19 protein-coding genes and 1 other RNA gene are annotated in these 16,003 nt (G+C 61.2%); 9 read left to right on the top strand and 11 right to left on the bottom strand.

All coding sequences use genetic code 11. The features are described from left to right. Positions 1-33: 33 nt before the first annotated feature. From FIU90_RS12705 to mscL (FIU90_RS12720), 4 genes are all read right to left on the bottom strand, one after another. Positions 34-504, bottom strand: a complete 471-nt coding sequence (locus FIU90_RS12705; protein WP_152435108.1) for a GNAT family N-acetyltransferase — start codon at positions 502-504, stop codon at positions 34-36. Between the two features lie 170 nt (positions 505-674). Continuing rightward, positions 675-1,016, bottom strand: a transfer-messenger RNA (tmRNA) gene (gene ssrA / locus FIU90_RS12710). Positions 1,017-1,113: 97 nt separating this feature from the next. After that, positions 1,114-1,605: a large conductance mechanosensitive channel protein MscL gene (mscL, locus tag FIU90_RS12715; protein ID WP_152435109.1), complete on the bottom strand. Its 492-nt coding sequence runs from the start codon at positions 1,603-1,605 to the stop codon at positions 1,114-1,116. Positions 1,606-1,683: 78 nt separating this feature from the next. Then, entirely contained in the window at positions 1,684-2,103 is a 420-nt protein-coding gene (gene mscL / locus FIU90_RS12720) for a large conductance mechanosensitive channel protein MscL (RefSeq protein WP_152435110.1), read from the bottom strand. A gap of 182 nt (positions 2,104-2,285) precedes the next feature. Between mscL (FIU90_RS12720) and FIU90_RS12725 the strand changes: the two genes are divergently transcribed. Genes FIU90_RS12725 through FIU90_RS12745 form a run of 5 tightly spaced genes read left to right on the top strand, consistent with a single transcriptional unit; the run spans position 2,286 to position 5,830 of the window. Then, positions 2,286-2,888 (top strand): LemA family protein, encoded by a 603-nt coding sequence (locus tag FIU90_RS12725; protein WP_152435111.1) that lies wholly within the window; start codon positions 2,286-2,288, stop codon positions 2,886-2,888. 5 nt (positions 2,889-2,893) lie between these two features. After that, positions 2,894-3,760 (top strand): YgcG family protein, encoded by an 867-nt coding sequence (locus tag FIU90_RS12730; protein WP_370515062.1) that lies wholly within the window; start codon positions 2,894-2,896, stop codon positions 3,758-3,760. A gap of 3 nt (positions 3,761-3,763) precedes the next feature. Next, complete coding sequence (locus tag FIU90_RS12735; RefSeq protein ID WP_152435113.1) at positions 3,764-4,438, top strand: TPM domain-containing protein; 675 nt, start codon at positions 3,764-3,766, stop codon at positions 4,436-4,438. A 13-nt stretch (positions 4,439-4,451) separates the two neighbouring features. After that, a complete protein-coding gene (locus FIU90_RS12740) occupies positions 4,452-5,039 on the top strand; it encodes an NUDIX hydrolase (RefSeq protein WP_152435114.1) in 588 nt (195 codons plus the stop codon). Next, entirely contained in the window at positions 5,036-5,830 is a 795-nt protein-coding gene (locus tag FIU90_RS12745; protein WP_152435115.1) for an SDR family oxidoreductase, read from the top strand. The genes FIU90_RS12740 and FIU90_RS12745 overlap by 4 nt, the downstream gene beginning before the upstream one ends. Before the next feature lie 119 nt (positions 5,831-5,949). Here the strand turns inward: FIU90_RS12745 and FIU90_RS12750 are convergent, their stop codons facing one another. Genes FIU90_RS12750 through FIU90_RS15650 form a run of 4 tightly spaced genes read right to left on the bottom strand, consistent with a single transcriptional unit; the run spans position 5,950 to position 6,607 of the window. After that, positions 5,950-6,162 (bottom strand): PspC domain-containing protein, encoded by a 213-nt coding sequence (locus FIU90_RS12750; RefSeq protein WP_152435116.1) that lies wholly within the window; start codon positions 6,160-6,162, stop codon positions 5,950-5,952. Then, complete coding sequence (locus tag FIU90_RS15565; RefSeq protein ID WP_172970258.1) at positions 6,159-6,305, bottom strand: hypothetical protein; 147 nt, start codon at positions 6,303-6,305, stop codon at positions 6,159-6,161. The genes FIU90_RS12750 and FIU90_RS15565 overlap by 4 nt, the downstream gene beginning before the upstream one ends. A 37-nt stretch (positions 6,306-6,342) precedes the next feature. Further along, on the bottom strand, positions 6,343-6,453 hold the full coding sequence (locus FIU90_RS15645; RefSeq protein WP_199799333.1) for an enoyl-CoA hydratase: 111 nt from the start codon (positions 6,451-6,453) through the stop codon (positions 6,343-6,345). A gap of 40 nt (positions 6,454-6,493) precedes the next feature. Further along, on the bottom strand, positions 6,494-6,607 hold the full coding sequence (locus FIU90_RS15650) for an enoyl-CoA hydratase (RefSeq protein ID WP_199799334.1): 114 nt from the start codon (positions 6,605-6,607) through the stop codon (positions 6,494-6,496). Positions 6,608-6,851: 244 nt separating this feature from the next. Here FIU90_RS15650 and recF point away from each other — a divergent pair, with 244 nt between their 5' ends. Then, complete coding sequence (recF, locus tag FIU90_RS12755; protein ID WP_152435117.1) at positions 6,852-7,940, top strand: DNA replication/repair protein RecF; 1,089 nt, start codon at positions 6,852-6,854, stop codon at positions 7,938-7,940. Here the strand turns inward: recF and FIU90_RS12760 are convergent. Further along, a complete protein-coding gene (locus FIU90_RS12760) occupies positions 7,937-8,686 on the bottom strand; it encodes an arylesterase (protein WP_152435118.1) in 750 nt (249 codons plus the stop codon). The genes recF and FIU90_RS12760 overlap by 4 nt on opposite strands. A gap of 59 nt (positions 8,687-8,745) precedes the next feature. Here FIU90_RS12760 and FIU90_RS12765 point away from each other — a divergent pair, with 59 nt between their 5' ends. The 3 genes from FIU90_RS12765 (at position 8,746) to FIU90_RS12775 (ending at position 12,764) form a co-directional block, all read left to right on the top strand. Continuing rightward, positions 8,746-9,462 (top strand): ABC transporter ATP-binding protein, encoded by a 717-nt coding sequence (locus tag FIU90_RS12765; protein ID WP_152435119.1) that lies wholly within the window; start codon positions 8,746-8,748, stop codon positions 9,460-9,462. Then, positions 9,459-12,008, top strand: a complete 2,550-nt coding sequence (locus FIU90_RS12770; protein ID WP_234029520.1) for an ABC transporter permease — start codon at positions 9,459-9,461, stop codon at positions 12,006-12,008. Before FIU90_RS12765 ends, FIU90_RS12770 begins: the two co-directional genes overlap by 4 nt. Before the next feature lie 75 nt (positions 12,009-12,083). Then, positions 12,084-12,764: a hypothetical protein gene (locus tag FIU90_RS12775; protein ID WP_234029521.1), complete on the top strand. Its 681-nt coding sequence runs from the start codon at positions 12,084-12,086 to the stop codon at positions 12,762-12,764. Between the two features lie 50 nt (positions 12,765-12,814). Here FIU90_RS12775 and FIU90_RS12780 read toward each other — a convergent pair whose 3' ends face one another. Together FIU90_RS12780 and FIU90_RS12785 are read right to left on the bottom strand one after the other, a co-directional pair. Beyond that, a complete protein-coding gene (locus FIU90_RS12780) occupies positions 12,815-13,222 on the bottom strand; it encodes a DUF805 domain-containing protein (RefSeq protein ID WP_152435122.1) in 408 nt (135 codons plus the stop codon). Positions 13,223-13,351: 129 nt separating this feature from the next. Further along, entirely contained in the window at positions 13,352-15,967 is a 2,616-nt protein-coding gene (locus FIU90_RS12785) for a TonB-dependent receptor (RefSeq protein ID WP_152435123.1), read from the bottom strand. Positions 15,968-16,003: the final 36 nt, after the last annotated feature.

Here is a 16,003-nt window from a genome sequence, read left to right on the forward strand (position 1 = left end):
CGGACCGAGGCCGAAGCCCCGGCCCGCATTGTTTCAGACCTTCAAAGCCTTGCGGAAGATGACCTTGTCATCGCCGGCTGCATAGAACTCTCGGATACGGGCTTCGCGATCATATCCGAGCATGTCGTAGAAGCCGCGCGTGCGCTTGAATTCCGGCAATCCCGAGGTTTCGACCAGCAGGATCCGTACGCCATCTCGAGAGAGTTCATCCTCGATATGCCTCATCAACTGCGAACCGATTCCCCTTCCGTGAACTTCGGGGTCCACCGCGATCATGAGTACGTTCCATGTGCCTTCGGTGAGTTGTTCCGGTACGTAATACGCCACGCCATCAATGGATTCGCCCTCGGAGACGACCCAGCGATGCTCACCGGTTTCACCGGCTAGAAAAGGGCCTGCCATGCCCTTGAGCATTTCGGGTGGAAACATTTCGTTGACGCCGACAAGATGCGCCACGCGATCAAGGTCGCCGCGCCGGAGCGGACGAATATTCGATTGTGTCATTGGTGATTTCTTTCGTGAATTTTGAATACGAAAAGCGCCGACGAAAGCCGTGCCTTCGCAGGGCCAATTCTTGGAGCCGACCATCAGCGGGTCAGCGGATTGTCGCAATGGTATTCAAAAAATCTCCGAAAATGGTGGGGGTTTCTGTTGCTAGCTACCCCCGGAGCCCCGGTATCCCTTCTGTTGCCCGGTGGGTCCAACCGCGCATAAGCTTTGTAACTTCAGGCCGTTAGGCCGTCACATTACGCAGCGATTGCGAGTGCTTCGTTATCGTTTGCACTTATAAAGATGAACAGTTTTACGGGTTACTCAGCCCGGGCAAAAACTGCGCTTTTCAGCCCACGTCGATCCTGGTTCGGCCCCGTCAAAAACCTCGCAAAGTCCGAGGGTTATGGTGGAGCCGCCGGGTACTGCCCCCGGGTCCGTTGTGCCTATTGCACGCAGCAGTTTATCGCCATAGTCGGTTGCCCGACACACCACATATAGGCGATCCAACCTTAATTGGAAGTGGATGGACGTCCTTGTTTCCACACGCCTCCGGCGCGCGAAATCCTCGCTCATGCGGCTTTCAGCCGCGTCGCTGCGGGCGGCCAGTCGGCCTAGCGAACCTTACGGTCCGTCAACCACGAGCTTCCCGTTCCCCTCACGCATCTCGGCCAGAATCTTCTTCAAGACGTCCAGCTGCGGGTCGGTCGGGATGTCTTCCTGCTTGGTGCTGTCCTCGGATTGCCCAGCGCGTTCCTGCATCTCGTCGATCACCCGGTTCACCGATTTCAGGAACAGGAACAGCGCGAAGGCGATGATCAAGAAATTAACGAGCTGGGTCAGGAAGTCGCCATAGCCGATCATGGCAACGCCTGCTTCCTTCAGCTCGGCATAGTTGGTGAGGCTGCCCGAATAGCCCTCGGGCACGTTCCCGAGCTGCACAAAATAGTTCGAGAAATCGACGTCACCGAACAGCCAGCCGATGAACGGCATGATGATGCTCTCGGTGAGCGAAGTGACGATCTTGCCGAACGCCGCGCCGATGACCACGCCGATCGCTAGGTCGAGCACGTTGCCGCGCGCGATAAACTTGCGGAACTCTGCGACGAAATTCATTGAGGGTCTCCTATGCCCATTGTCCGCCATCGAACGGACACCGGGAGCATAGGGTTCCCTCCGGACGCTGCGCGCTCCCTACTTCTTGAGAGCGTCGCGGATCTCGGTCAGCAGGTCGATTTCGCTCGGACCTGCCACCTCTTCCTCTGCCGGCTTTTCGAAGCGCGCCTTCATCTTGTTGGCGTAGCGCACCAGCAGGAATATGACGAAGGCCAGGATCAGGAAATTGATCACGGTCGAGACGAATGCGCCCCAGGCGATGACATTGGCCCCTGCCTCACGCGCGGCCTCAAGGCTCATGCCCTCGGCCACTTCGCCTGAAAGCACGATGTACTTGTTGCTGAAATCGACGTCGCCGAAGATCGCGCCGACGATCGGCATTATCAGGTCGTCGGTCATCGACGCGACGATGGTGGCAAAGGCGCCCGCGATAATAACCGCGACCGCCAGTTCCATCACATTGCCTTTCGCGATGAATTCCTTGAACTCGTTTAGCATTGTTGATCCCCTACCTTGAGCCCTGTCGGTTGCAGTTTTCGCACGCTGCGCCTTTCCTGCCAAGGGAAGCCTCCTTTGCCTGTGGACTTCTTGAAAGCGGGAATTGGTGTGCTATATCAACAACACAGGTGGAGCCGCGTGCCCTCCCCGCATGTTTCGGGCGCGCTTTCTGGAGGGACTCGATGAATCTGAAAAATATCGTACGCGCTGTCATGGTGGCAGCCGCATCGCTTTCGCTCGCCGCGTGCGGGATCAACTCGGTACCGGCTGCCGAAGAAGAGGCGAAAGCAAAATGGGCCGATGTCGAGGCGCAATTTCAGCGCCGCGCCAATCTCATTCCGAACCTCGTCGAAGTGGCGCAGGGCGCTGCAGAGAACGAGCGCGCGATCCTCACCGAAGTGACCGAGGCCCGCGCCCGTGCGACCGGCATCAACATCTCGGCAGAAGATCTCGACGATCCGGCTAAGATGGAAGAATTCGCCGCCGCGCAGAACCAGCTTGGCGCCGGGCTCGGACGCCTGCTCGCCAGCTTCGAGGCCTATCCTCAGATCCAGTCGAACCAGAACTACCTTGCGCTGCAAAGCCAGCTCGAAGGGACGGAGAACCGCATTGCCGTGGCGATCGGCGATTACAATGAGGCGGTGCGCAAATATAACACCACCATCCGCACTTTCCCCGACACGATCGGCGCGAACATCATCCACGGCGCGGAGCCGCTGGTGCCCTACACCGCGACGACCGATGGCGCAGAGGAAGCGCCGCAGATCGACATGACGTCCAACTGATCGGCGTGTTTCGCAGGTTCCTCCTCATCCTCGCAGCGGCGGGGGCGCTCATCGCGTCTCCGCTTGCCGCGCAGCCCGAGTTTCCGCCTCTTACGGGGCGAGTGGTCGACAATGCCGATATCATCCCGCCGGATGTGGAGGCGCAGTTGACGGCGAAGCTCGAGGCACTGGAGACGCAATCGCAACGCCAGCTTGTCGTTGCGACCGTGCCCGATCTTCAGGGCTACGATATCGCCGATTACGGCTATCAGCTGGGCCGCGAATGGGGGATCGGCGATGCCGAGCGCAACGATGGCGCGCTGCTGCTCGTCGCACCGAATGAGCGCAAGGTCAGGATCGAGGTCGGTTACGGGCTCGAAGGATACCTGACCGACGCGCTCTCGTCGCTCATCATCCAGAACCAGATCCTTCCGCGCTTTCGCAATGGCGATATGCCGGGCGGGATCGTCGCGGGCACCGACGCGATCATCACCCAGTTGCAGCTTCCGGAAGACGAAGCCGCGCGCATCGCCGCCGAGGCAAGCCAGACTCGCGAGAGCTCTTCGCGCGAAGGCGGGTTTCCCGTCGGCGGGCTCATCTGGCTGGGCTTCATGTTCTTTTTCTTCGTCCTCCCGATCATCCGCGGGCGCGGGCGGCGGCGCAGGTATCGCTCTAAGGGCAAAGGCCCATGGGGCGAGCGCTATCGCGATCGCGATTGGAAGGACACCGCAAGCGACATCATCATTTGGGAAGTCGGCAGTGCGATCGCGCGCGGGGCAATGTCCGGCGGCAGCAGAGGCGGCGGCTGGGGCGGCGGTGGCGGCTTTGGCGGCGGGGGCTTTTCCGGCGGTGGTGGATCGTTTGGAGGCGGCGGCGCCTCGGGGGGCTGGTAGACCATGCGCTATCTGAACGCAGAAGGGCACAAGATCGTCTCGGATGCAGTCGGTGAGGCCGAGCAGACGACCTCGGGCGAAATCCTTACCGTGCTCGCCGATCGCTCGGACGGTTACAGCGATATCGTCCAGCTGTGGTCCGTCGCGCTGGCCTTCACGATGATGAGCATCTTTGCCGCCTTCCCCCAGCCTTTCATGGATTTGTGGGATAATTTTTTCGGCGGGTGGGGCCGCGATTGGTCGATCGGCGAGCTTGCCAGCATGACCATCGGTCTGGGGCTTCTCACCTTCGTCGTATCTTCCATTCTCTTCCTGTGGGATCCGCTGCGCTTCGCTCTCATCCCCGCGCCGGTGAAGACCAGTCGTGTCCATGACCAGGCGGTCAAGCATTTCAAAGTGGGGGCCGAGAGACGCACACACGGCCGAACCGGCGTGCTCATCTACCTCTCCATGCGAGAGCACCGCGCAGAGATCGTCGCTGACGAGCCCATTGCAGAGAAAGTCTCCGCCGAAGTGTGGGGCGAGGCGATGGGCGACATGCTCGTAGAGATCAAACGCGGCAATATCGCCGAGGGCATGGCGGTGGGCGTGCGCGACGTCGGCTTCGTGCTCGCCGAACACTTCCCCAAAGGCGATCATGACGAGAATGAGCTTCCCGACCGCTTGATCGAAGTCTAAGCCTTCGCGCGATATGAATCGCGAATTCACCAATCTCACCAAAGACCGCGATGCCGACCAGCCGGAGGAGATCCGCTGGGAAGGTCGCTTTATTGTCACCAAGACCCGCGGTCGCTGGGAGTATGTCGCGCGCTCCCGCGGGATTCGTGCCGCCGCAATCATCGCTATCGACAAAGACGCGGACGGTACGCGCCACGTCATTCTTGTCAGTCAGTATCGCGTGCCGCTCTCGCGGTTCTGCCTTGAAATACCCGCTGGCCTCATCGGCGATGACGATGGCGAAGAAAACGAGGACGCAGCGACCGCCGCCGCCCGCGAGCTTGAAGAAGAAACCGGCTACCGCGCCGAGAAAATCAAGGTTCTGGGCGATTACTATTCCTCGCCCGGCATGGTCTCCGAGAGCTTCACGCTGTTGCGCGCGACCGGCCTTACCAGAGTTGGCGAAGGCGGCGGGATCGAAGGCGAGGAAATCGAGGTCCATCGCGTGCCGCTCGCAAGGCTATCGCAATACGTCGCCGATTGGCGCACGGCCGGGCACGCTGTCGATGTGCGCGTGGGCATGCTGCTGACACCTGAATATCTGGGAGAGGAACTCAAATGACGACCAACGGCAAGGGACGCTGCGAAGGAAAACTCGCGCTGGTCACAGGCGGCGCGCAGGGCCTTGGCCGCGCGCACTGCATCCGGCTTGCACAGGAGGGTGCGCGGGTGCTTGCGACGGACATAAACGGCGATGGCGCGGCGGAAACCGCCGCGATCGTCAATGCGGAGATGGGAGAGGGAACCGCGTTCTCGATCCAGCACGACGTCACCAATCCTGCCGATTGGGAGGCCGCGGTTGACGCAGCGCGCGAGGAGATGGGCGGGCTCAACGTACTGGTGAACAATGCCGGAATCGGCGTGCCGGGCAATATCGAGGAGTGCAGGTTCGAGGACTGGCAGCGATGCTTCTCGATCAATGTCGATTCCATCTTCCACGGTTGCCAGAAGGCGTTGCCGTTGATGCGCGAACATGCGCCGGGTTCGATCGTGAATATCTCGAGTATCGCGGGGCTGATCGCGAGCGACACAATGCCGGCCTACAACGCTTCGAAGGCGGCGGTGTGGATGCTGTCGAAGTCGATTGCGCTGCATTGCGCCAAGAAGAACATGCAGATCCGATGCAATTCGGTCCATCCGACCTTCGTCGACACGCCGATCCTCGATGGGACCGCGCGCGCCCATCAGCTCGACAAGGACGTGTTGATGGAAAAGCTCGCCCGGCAGATCCCGCTCAAATTTGTCGGCGAACCGAACGATATCGCCAATGCCGTGGTCTATCTTGCCAGCGACGAAAGCCGCTTCATGACCGGCGCTGAATTGAAACTCGATGGCGGCATTTCGGCCATGTAATTGGCAGGCATCCATCACCCCAGAATCAAAAAAGGGGCCAGATGGCCCCTTCCCGGTTTTTGTCAGATCGGTTGCGCAGCGGTCCGAAAAACCGGGGTCCGCTCTTTCGTATGCCGCGCTTAGTCTGAGATCAGGGCGACTGCGCCGTAGATCAGGATCGGCAGTCCGAAACCCATGAGGGTCGTGGCAACAAATCCGATACGCCACCAGATGGCATCGATGCCTGTCGCATTCTCAAGTCCCGAGCAGACACCGAAAAGCTTGGCATTGCTTTTGTCGAGGTGAAACCCGGCCTTGGGCGGGCGACCGTTATTCTTGGTGATGTTGTTCATGCGAGGGCTCCAAAGAGGAACGGGGTTGATGGGCTGGCCGGAATGATAGCTGTCGCCATGACCAGAACGGTGATGATCGTCGCGGCAACACCGGCTGCGATACGCGCGCTTGCCGTGCCGCCCAGGTCGAAGAACGAATACATGTGTTGTTGCTCCTTTCGAGGTCTATCGGGTTTGGGATCAGGCGAGGCCGGGGCTTGCCGGGACGATCGCGTAAGCAAAAACTGCCGAGGAAACGATCACCGAAAAGGCGGCGGCGAAAAGGCGAGTGCCGAAGTCAGTGGTAAACATGGGTCGGGGTATCCTTTTGAATTGGGGTGTGGCTGATCAATCAGGCCATCAGCGTCGGGCTGGCGGGGATGATTGCGTAGGCAAAAAATGCTGCCGAAACTGCGATCGAGAAAGCGGCTGCGGCGAAGCGGTCGGTAAGGGTCTGTGCAAACATTGTTAGGTCTCCTTTGGTTTGTTTCAGTGTCTTTCGGGACGATCCCGGTGGACGCCCAACACTTTGCAGGAGGTGTGCCAAACTCGAAAAACGGGAGAATTCTGCGGTTTTCGCTTTGCGGTTAGCTGAACAGCAGGTTAACAAATCCCATACATTGGGATATTTCCCCACCTGTTGGGATCGGTGAATTCATCGTCTCCCGCGCTGGCCTTTCCGGAGCGCCGTGCTACCGCTTCCCTCTCCCATGGCGCTGACCAAGATTTCCTTGCAGACCTTCCGCAATCACGTGAGCAGCGAGCTTGCGGAAACCGCGCATTTCAACCTGCTGGTGGGTGAGAATGGCGCAGGAAAAACCAATGTGCTGGAGGCGCTGTCGCTGCTTAGTCCGGGGCGCGGCCTGAGGCGTGCAAGCCTTGCCGAGCTCGCCTATCGTGCCCAACCCGATGACGAACCCGCCGGGTTCGCGATCGGTGCCAGCCTGATCGAGCAGGGTCAGGTTTCAGCGAGGCTCGGCACTTATACCGAGCCGGACCGCCCGACCCGCCGCCTAGTGCGTATCAACGGTGCCGAAGCCCCTGCCAGCGTATTATCGGAATGGCTTGCGATTTCGTGGCTCACTCCGGCGATGGACGGCCTTTTCACCGACAGCGCGGGCGCGCGGCGACGCTTCGTCGACCGCATGGCGCTTGCGGTAGAACCGGGCCATGCAAGGAATGTCACATCGCTCGAGAATGCGCTGAGAGAGCGCAACCGGTTGCTCGAAGATGGCGGCGATGCCCGCTGGCTCGATGCGATCGAGGCGCAGATCGCGCAGCACGGAGCGGTTGTGGCGCAGAACCGCGCGAGGCTCATCAGTCTTCTGTCGGACGAACTCTCCGCGCTTCCACCCGAACCCTTTGCCCGTCCCATTCTCACCTATCGCCCCGGCGGTCCGACCGACGTTGCAGACCTATTGGCAGAACTTGCCCGCGCGCGCCCCCGCGACCGGGCGGCAGGCCGCGCGCTTACAGGGCCGCACCGCGATGAGCTCGAAGTGGTGATGGCGTTGTCCGGCGTCCCAGCGGCCTCGTGCTCTACCGGAGAGCAAAAGGCGATGCTGATCGCGATCACCCTTGCGCATGGAGTGCTCGCCTCCTCAGGCCGCCCGAGCGTGCTTTTGCTCGACGAGGTGGCGGCGCATCTCGATCCCGTGCGCCGCGCTGAACTGTTCCGGCGTCTCGGTCAGGGTCAGGCGCAGGTCTGGATGACCGGGACCGAGCTTCCTCCCTTCGCGGGAATCGAGGGAGAAGCGGCGATCTGGCGCGTAAGCGACGGGTCATTGGAACGGCTCTAAACCGGCTCGTTGACGCGCGCGTCCTCAGGGATCGCTGCTTCGACACGCTCGACAGTCGCCCCGACCAACCGCTCGATACCTTCGACTGTCGGGTGGATACGGTCTGACTGGAACAGCGCGGGGTCGCGATAGATGCTCTCTAGCCAGAACGGGATCAGCGCAACCGAATATTGCTCGGCCAGCTCGGAATACAGCCTGTCGAACTGGGCCTGATATTCCGGGCCGTAATTGGGTGGCGCGCGCATTCCCATCAACAGCACGGGGATGCCGCGCGATTGCACTTCCTCGATCATCGCCGCAAGGTTGGCCTTGGTTTCGGCCGGTTCGATCCCGCGCAGAAGATCGTTACCGCCCAATTCGAGGATGAACAATTCGGGCACCTCGTCCTGCGCATCGAGCACGAATTTCAGCCGCTGCAGCCCCGCCGCGCTGGTATCGCCCGAAACGCCTGCATTGGCGATATCGGCGTTAATGCCGCGCGAGCGAAGGGCTGCCTCAAGCTTGGCTGGGTAGCTATCCGACTTGTCGACGCCGTAGCCTGCGAAAAGGCTATCGCCGAATGCGAGGATGTCCACCTCCGGTCCCATCACAGGGATCGCAGGCAGGTCGCCTTCTGCGCGAGCGGTGCCTTCAGCGGGAACCGCGGAGGCATTTTCGGTGCTTTCGCCGCATGCCGCAAGCGCGAGCGGCATGACTGCGATCGCCGCCATGAACCGCTTCGTTTTCGACCAAGTGCTCATCTGCATCTATCAGCCTCTCTGCTGGGTACCTTGTTGAGCCCCTCCCCCTATGCCATCTGGTGTCCGTGACAAAGACTTCAAACGCAATCTCCGCCCGCAATCTCACGCTAACTCTGGGAAGCGACAGCGCGCCGGTCGAAATCCTCCGCGGGATCGATCTCGATATCGAGCCCGGGGAGGTGGTAGCCCTGCTCGGCCCCTCCGGATCGGGCAAGAGCTCGCTGATGGCGGTCCTGTCTGGTCTGGAACGAGCCACAGGCGGTTCGCTGACAGTTGCCGGTGCCGATTTTTCCGGGATGGACGAAGATGCACTGGCTCAGGCACGGCGCGGACGGATCGGGATCGTTCTTCAGGCATTCCACCTGCTGCCGACCATGACCGCCGCCGAGAATGTGGCAACGCCAATGGAGCTCGCAGGCGATGATGACGCGACCCCGCGCGCCATTTCCGAGCTCGAAGCGGTCGGCCTGGGCCACCGTATCGGGCACTACCCCACCCAGCTTTCCGGCGGCGAGCAACAGCGCGTTGCCATCGCGCGTGCCATTGCGCCGCGTCCCGAACTGATCTTCGCCGACGAACCAACCGGCAATCTCGACGTTGCGACTGGCGAAGAGATCGTGAAACTCCTGTTTGAGCGCCGTGCGGAAACCGGCGCGACCCTGCTCATCATCACCCATGACGAAGGCCTTGCGCAGCAATGCGAGCGCGTTCTTACGATGGCCGACGGGCTGATTGTTTCGGATACGAAGACGGACACGCTGCGCAAGGAAGCCGCCGAGTGAGCCAGACTGGCGATCTCACCTGGGGCGGCGCATGGCGGATTGCGAGGCGCGATCTCAACGCGCGCTTCCGAGGCCTCAGATTGCTGCTCGTCTGCATCTTCCTCGGCACAGCAGCGCTTGCCGCGATCGGCACGCTGACAGCCGCGATCGAGCGTGAGCTTGCCGCATCGGGACAGGTGCTGCTCGGCGGCGATCTCGAGGTTGAGGTTTGGCAGCGCGATCTTTCGCCTGAAGAGCAATCGGCGCTCGCGGAATACGGCACCATCTCCGGTGGTACCCGGCTTCAGGCGATGGCGACTGCGGGCGAAGGCGATGACAGCCGTGCTGCTCCCGTCGAGCTCAAGGCGGTGGACGAGCGTTGGCCGCTTTACGGCGCACTCTCGCTAAAGGACGGACGCGAGGTTGGCGCCCCGACCGGACGAGATGCCTACCTCGCTCAAGGCGCGCTGGACCGGCTCGAGATCGACGTCGGCGACAGCTTCAGGGTTGGCACGATGGAGCTCACGGCCGCAGGCGTAATCGAGAACGAACCCGACAGGCTCTCGGAGGGCTTCCAGCTCGGGCCGACGGTCATTGTCGCCGAACAGGTCCCGGTCGAAGGCGGACTGCTGGCACCCGGTGCACTCTATCAGAGCAAGTACCGCGTCGCCTTCGAAAACCAGTCGCAGGATCCCGAAGCGGTTGAGGAAACGCTGACCGAAGCTTTCCCCAACGCAGGGTTCGACTTCCGCAGCCGCGACCGCGCTTCGCCCGGTGCCGACCGTTTCGTGGAGCAGATGAGCGACTTCCTGACGCTGGTGGGCCTCGCTGCGCTGGTGATCGCAGGGATCGGAATTGCTGGCGGTGTCTCGTCCTATCTGGAAGCGCGCAGGGGCAGCATCGCAACGCTAAAGGTGCTCGGGGCATCATCGCGAGACATCGTGAAAGTCTACGCACTGCAAATCGCGGTCGCAGCGCTTATTGGCAGCGCGGCAGGACTGGCCACCGGAGTGCTGGTGACCCCCATCCTCGGATCCGCGCTTCACGGGTTGTTGCCGGTCGAAAGCGGATTCGTAATCGAGCCCGCGCCGCTGCTTCTCGCGGGGGCATATGGCCTGCTGGTTGCCTTTGCCTTCGCTGCAGCTCCGCTCCTGCGCGCGCGCAGTTTCCCGGCAATGGCGCTGATGCGATCAGCCGTCGTGCCGCTATCACGCGACAAGCGCGCCCTGATTGCGACTGCCATCGGAATTCTCGCAATCTGTGCGCTGGCTCTTCTGACGACGGACCAGCCCGTTCTTTCCGGCAGCTTCCTGCTCGGCGCGGGCGGCGCGCTTGTTGCCTTAGCCGCGCTAGGCCTCCTCATCCAGTTCATCGCGCGCCGCCTGCCGCGCCCGTCGAACCCGTTGCTGCGTTCGGCGCTTGCCAATATCCATCGCCCCGGAGCGCCGACCGGCGCTCTTGTTACTGCGCTCGGCTTCGGTCTGGCGGCGTTCGTCTTGCTGGCTGCAATCCAGTCCGCGATCGACGGGAACATCCAGACCCGCGTTCCGCGCGAGGCACCCGACTATTTCGTACTCGATGTCCCGGTAGAGCGCGAGGCGCGCTTTCGCGAGCTCGTCCAGAACCGCTTCCCCGATGCCGCCATCCGTGCCGTACCGACCATGCGCGGCGCCGTGTTGGCCTTTGGTCCCGAAGGCAACATGACGCGTGTGGCGGAGCTAGAGGAACTGCCCGAAGGCGCATGGGTGCTAAGCGGGGAGCGCGGGATCACCTATGCCGACGAGGTGCCGCTGGGCAACCGTATCGTGGAAGGCGAATGGTGGGAGCCGGGCCATTCCGGGGAAAGGCTGGTATCGATCGACGCCGAATTCGCCGATGCGGTGGGCCTGGAGATCGGCGACATGCTGACAATCGGCATCCTCGGGACCGAACGTGACGTGCGGATTGCAAACATCCGCGAAATCGACTGGGAGAATATGAGCTTCAACTTCACGTTGGTATTCAGCCCGAATGCCATCGCGGATGTTCCGCACAACCTTTCTGCCACGATCGAACTGCCCGCCCGCGCCTCCCCCGAAGCGCAAGGCGCGCTGCTTCGCGATCTCGTGCGCGAATTTCCTTCGAGTTCGGTGGTCGAGGTGGGCGAAGTGCTGACCGAGGCGCGCACGATCCTCCAGCAGGTCAGCCTTGCCACGCTTGCTGCCGCTGCCGTCGCGGTTCTGGCGGGGCTGGCGGTGCTGATGGGAGCCATCGCCGCAGCACGCGCCGCTCGCATGTACGACACCGTGGTGCTGCGCGTGCTCGGTGCGAGCCGTCGTCAGGTGCTTATGATGCAACTTGCCGAATATGGCCTGATTGCGTTGGCGCTAGCCGGCGTCGCGCTCGGCCTCGGTTCGCTGCTCGGATGGGTCATAATCACCCAGATGTTCGAGTTCGACTGGCTACCCGACTGGGGCGAGGTTCTCGCGGTGCTCGGCCTTGGCCTTGCGATGGTGCTCGCCTTTGCGCTCGGCGGATCGCTGCCATTGCTCCGGGCGAAACCGGCACAGGCGCTCAGGGAACTGTGAGAAATCGCGGCAAGCGATTGACTTGAATGACGAAAGCTGGCTCGCTGCGATTACTTCAGTCGCAGGGAGTTCTTCATGGGATCGCGCCCTTTACGTTTCGCCGCGCTGGCAACTCTTGTCGGAATAACCGTAGCGCCCGTTATTGCTGAGGATGAGAGCCTTCCTCCCGTCCAGACCTTCGAGCCGGGCGCCGGTGAATGGCAAAGCCAGACGGACGCGACGCTTCGATACTCCCAGAAAATCACGCCGAAAACGACGACGAATCTTCTCTCGATCAGGTGCGACTTCATAGGCCTCAGAATGTCCGTGACCGGCCTTGAGCCTCTGCAACAATTCCCTCAGCCGAAGATTCTGATTACCTTCGATGACAAGGAATATTCCAGCCGCCCGAGCGCGTCATACGTCGAAGGCTTCGAGTTCGATATGCTGCGGCCCGAGACGAGGGCCAAACTGGAAAGCAAGACCACTGTTCCCCCGGACTTCATGCGTTCAGGGAGCCCTCCTTTCGCAATTATGAACTTTCAGGTGATGGCCAGCGCCAAAGACCTGCCCGCCATGCTCGCGGCAGACGCCATCACCGTAAAATTCGCGGGCCAGGAACGTGTGTTTCCGCCCATTCCTGCAGATACAGCGGATAAGATGATCGAGCACTGCGGCGCGAATGAGCGCGAGCGTATGCAAAACCTCTCGCGTCTGCGCAACGAGCGTTACGCCCGAATGCTCGAAAGCACCCAAGCCTCGACCGAGGCCAAATAGAAAGAGCGGAGCCCAGGGCCCCGCTCCTTCTCGTTTCGATTACGTCGGACTTACGCGAAGGTTTCCGCGTCGCCCACGCCCTTTGGGTCGGGGCCGTATCGGTTCGGCCCGCGTGTCCCCTCAAGACACATGAAAACGAGTACGATCAAACCACCCACATAAGGGATGAATTGCAGCAGGATGAACCACCCCGACTTGTCTTGATCGTGGAAGCGCCGGACTGTCACTGCGAGGCCAGGTATGAAGAACAGGCCGAGATATACGATCCCGCAGATGATCAGCATGATGCTTCCGAAGGTGCTGGCTCCGCTCTCGTCGAAACCGCCCGTAATGCCGACTAGTATCGCCATGAACACCAGAACGATGATCTGGAAGAGCACGAACATCCAGTATTCCTTGCGGCGCGAGCGCCCCGAAAAATCGGCGTACCGCCGTAGCGGCATCAACATCCATTCCATTTGAGATCCCCTCCGTGTGGAAGTGCAAAGCCACCACACAAACCTTTCGAAAACAAGGTCAGCGGCAAGAAAAAGGCCCCGCCGGATACCGGCGAGGCCTGAATTCTGTGCATTTCTGCCCGATCCGGGTCAGAACTTGAAGCGTACCACGCCGCCATAGGTGCGCGGCGCATTCGGATAGCCCGAAACCGATCCGGCCTGAGCGACGCTGTCGAAGACGGTCGTGATGTATTCGTCGTCGGTGAGGTTCCGCCCCCAGACGCCGACTTCCAGGCCGTTATTGAGCTTCAGCGTGGCCGAAGCGTTGAGCAGGTTCACCTCGCGGCGGAAGATCAGGGTGTTACCCAGCCCCGCGTTGAAGGTCGGCAAGCCATTGTTGATGTCCTCGTTCGATTCATGGTTGAAATCGACGCGGGTGACGAGCTGCGTGCCGCTGTCCCATTCGTGGGTGTAAGTTGCCGAAGTGGCGATTGCCCATGACGGGATACCCGCAGGACGCAAGCCGGTGAGATCGCCGAGAACGCTTCCGGGGAAGCTGTCGAACAGCGGATCGAGGTGCGTCGCCGCGAAGGTCAGGACCAGGCCATCGGTCGGAACGATGGTGGTGTCGAGCTCGAAGCCCTGCACCGATTGCTGACCAGCGTTGCGCAGCGCAAAGCCGGTGCCGGTGAAGGCGAAGCTCTGGAACCCTTCGATCGTCTGGTCGAATACGGCCAGGTTGAAGCCAAAGCCCGGCCACTGTGCCTTGAGGCCGACTTCATAGACTTCTGCCTCTTCAGGGCCGGCGAAACGCGAACCCGAAACGAGGTTCGGCACTGCGAGACCCGCGTTGATGATGGGCGAGTCAGGCGCAGCGAAGGTCGACGCGCCGGGGCCTTCAAGGAAGTCCGTGTTCAGCGGTCGGCTGTCACGCGACAGGTTTACCGAGCTTGCCTTGAAGCCGGTCGCGTAGCTGAAGTAGACGTTGACTTCGTTCGACACCTGATACGCCGCACGCAGCAGGTAAGTAAACTTGTCGTCACGCGTCTGCCCGTCTTCGACCGCATTCGGGATGTCTAGGAACGGCGGCTGGAACTGGAAACCGGCCAGGGGCAGGAGCGGGTTCTGCGCGGGGTCGGTTGCTGCGGCAATAAGCCCCGCCTGCACCGCTGCTGGAAGAGCCTGGAACTGGTCGCGGGTCGTCACCGTCGGCAGCCCCGGGTTCAGAGCGGTTGCCTGCGTGATGAAGGCATCGACGAAGTTGACCTGCGCGAGCGGATCGAAGCTCGTCTGCGAAAGCGCGAAGTCCTTCTTGTCGTCGGTGTAGTTGAAGCCCGCCGTAAATACGAGGCCGTCAACCGGCTCGAAATCGAGCGTCCCGAAGACCGAGATGGCCTGGTTGTCCATCGAATACCGCTCATCGGTGAGCAACGGCGTGTTGAAGATGCTTTCCTGCGGGAATCCAAAGCTTGCTTCGAGACCGTTAAACAGGGTCGGCTGTCCGGTCAGCACCGCGACCGGATCTTCACCGGCAAGGATCTCGAAGAAGTTGCGGATCTGGCTGCCGTTCTGGATTGCGCTTTCCTGTTCGATGCTCTCATCGAAGAAGAAACCACCCAGAAGGAAATTGAACGGTCCGTCAAAGTCGGACGCGATCCGCAGTTCCTGCGTGAAGGTCTTGAGGTCCTGCGCACGCGTTTCCGTGGCGATATCGGCACTGGTGAAGTCGATATCGGTCAGGAAGCTGTTCTGAAGCTCGCGATAGGACGTGATCGAGGTGACCGAGATCGGTCCGCTCGCCCAATCGACCTGGACCGAGCCGCCGTAATTGTCGACTTCGTTTTCCGGGACGAAGTTGAGGAACACCTCGCGCGAGAAGAAATCGGTCGGGATCTGGCCACCAACGGCAAGGATGCCGGGCCCCGTCGGACCGTTGACGAGGTTGCCGACGGTGCAGCAGACTTCGTCAATCTTCGAATAATCGGCAATCGCGCGGATGCTGAGGTCGGGAGTGGGCTCGATCAGCAACTGGCCGCGCACCGACCAGCGATTGCGATCGTTGATGTCTTCGCCGAGGTTGACGATCTCACCGAAACCGTCGCGGCGGTTGTAGCTGCCGTCGAGCGAAAAGGCGACATTTTCGCCAATCGGACCAGTCACATCGCCTTTGACGACGAGCGCATTGTAATTGCCGTAGCTGACTTCAAGCGAGCCGCCGAAATCGAACTGCGGCGGGCGGGTGACGACCGAAATCACACCGGCCGATGCGTTTTTGCCGAACAGCGTCGACTGCGGGCCGTTCAGGACCTCGATGCGTTGAACATTGGGAAGGTCGGAAAGGGCGCCCGCAGAACGCGAGCGGAACACGCCATCGACGAAAACCCCAACTGAAGGTTCGATGCCGAAGTTGTTGTCGCCGTTACCGAAGCCGCGAATAATGAAAGTCGAAGCTGAAGCAGTCTGGAGCTGGCTGACGCGTAGCGACGGAGTAACGGTCTGCAGGTCGAGCACGTCGCGGATCTGCGCGTCTTCGAGCGTCTGACCGGAAGTCACCGAAACCGCGATCGGCGTTTCCTGAAGCGTCGTTTCACGCTTCGAGGCGGTCACGATGATGAGACCCTGGTCCTCGGAACCAGCTTGATCTTCTTCTTCGGTGTCTACGTCCTGAGCGAGAGCGGTGGTTGGTGCGGCCAAGGCGAAGGCTGCGGCACCTGCGAGCAGGGTGAATCGGTACGAACCGGTCGAACCGGGAATAATCGAACGCATGGAAACTCCTCTCCAAATCCCATCGAACCCTAGCTT

It is taken from the genome of Erythrobacter sp. THAF29, assembly GCF_009363635.1.
In the GTDB taxonomy this organism is placed as follows: Bacteria; Pseudomonadota; Alphaproteobacteria; order Sphingomonadales; family Sphingomonadaceae; genus Erythrobacter.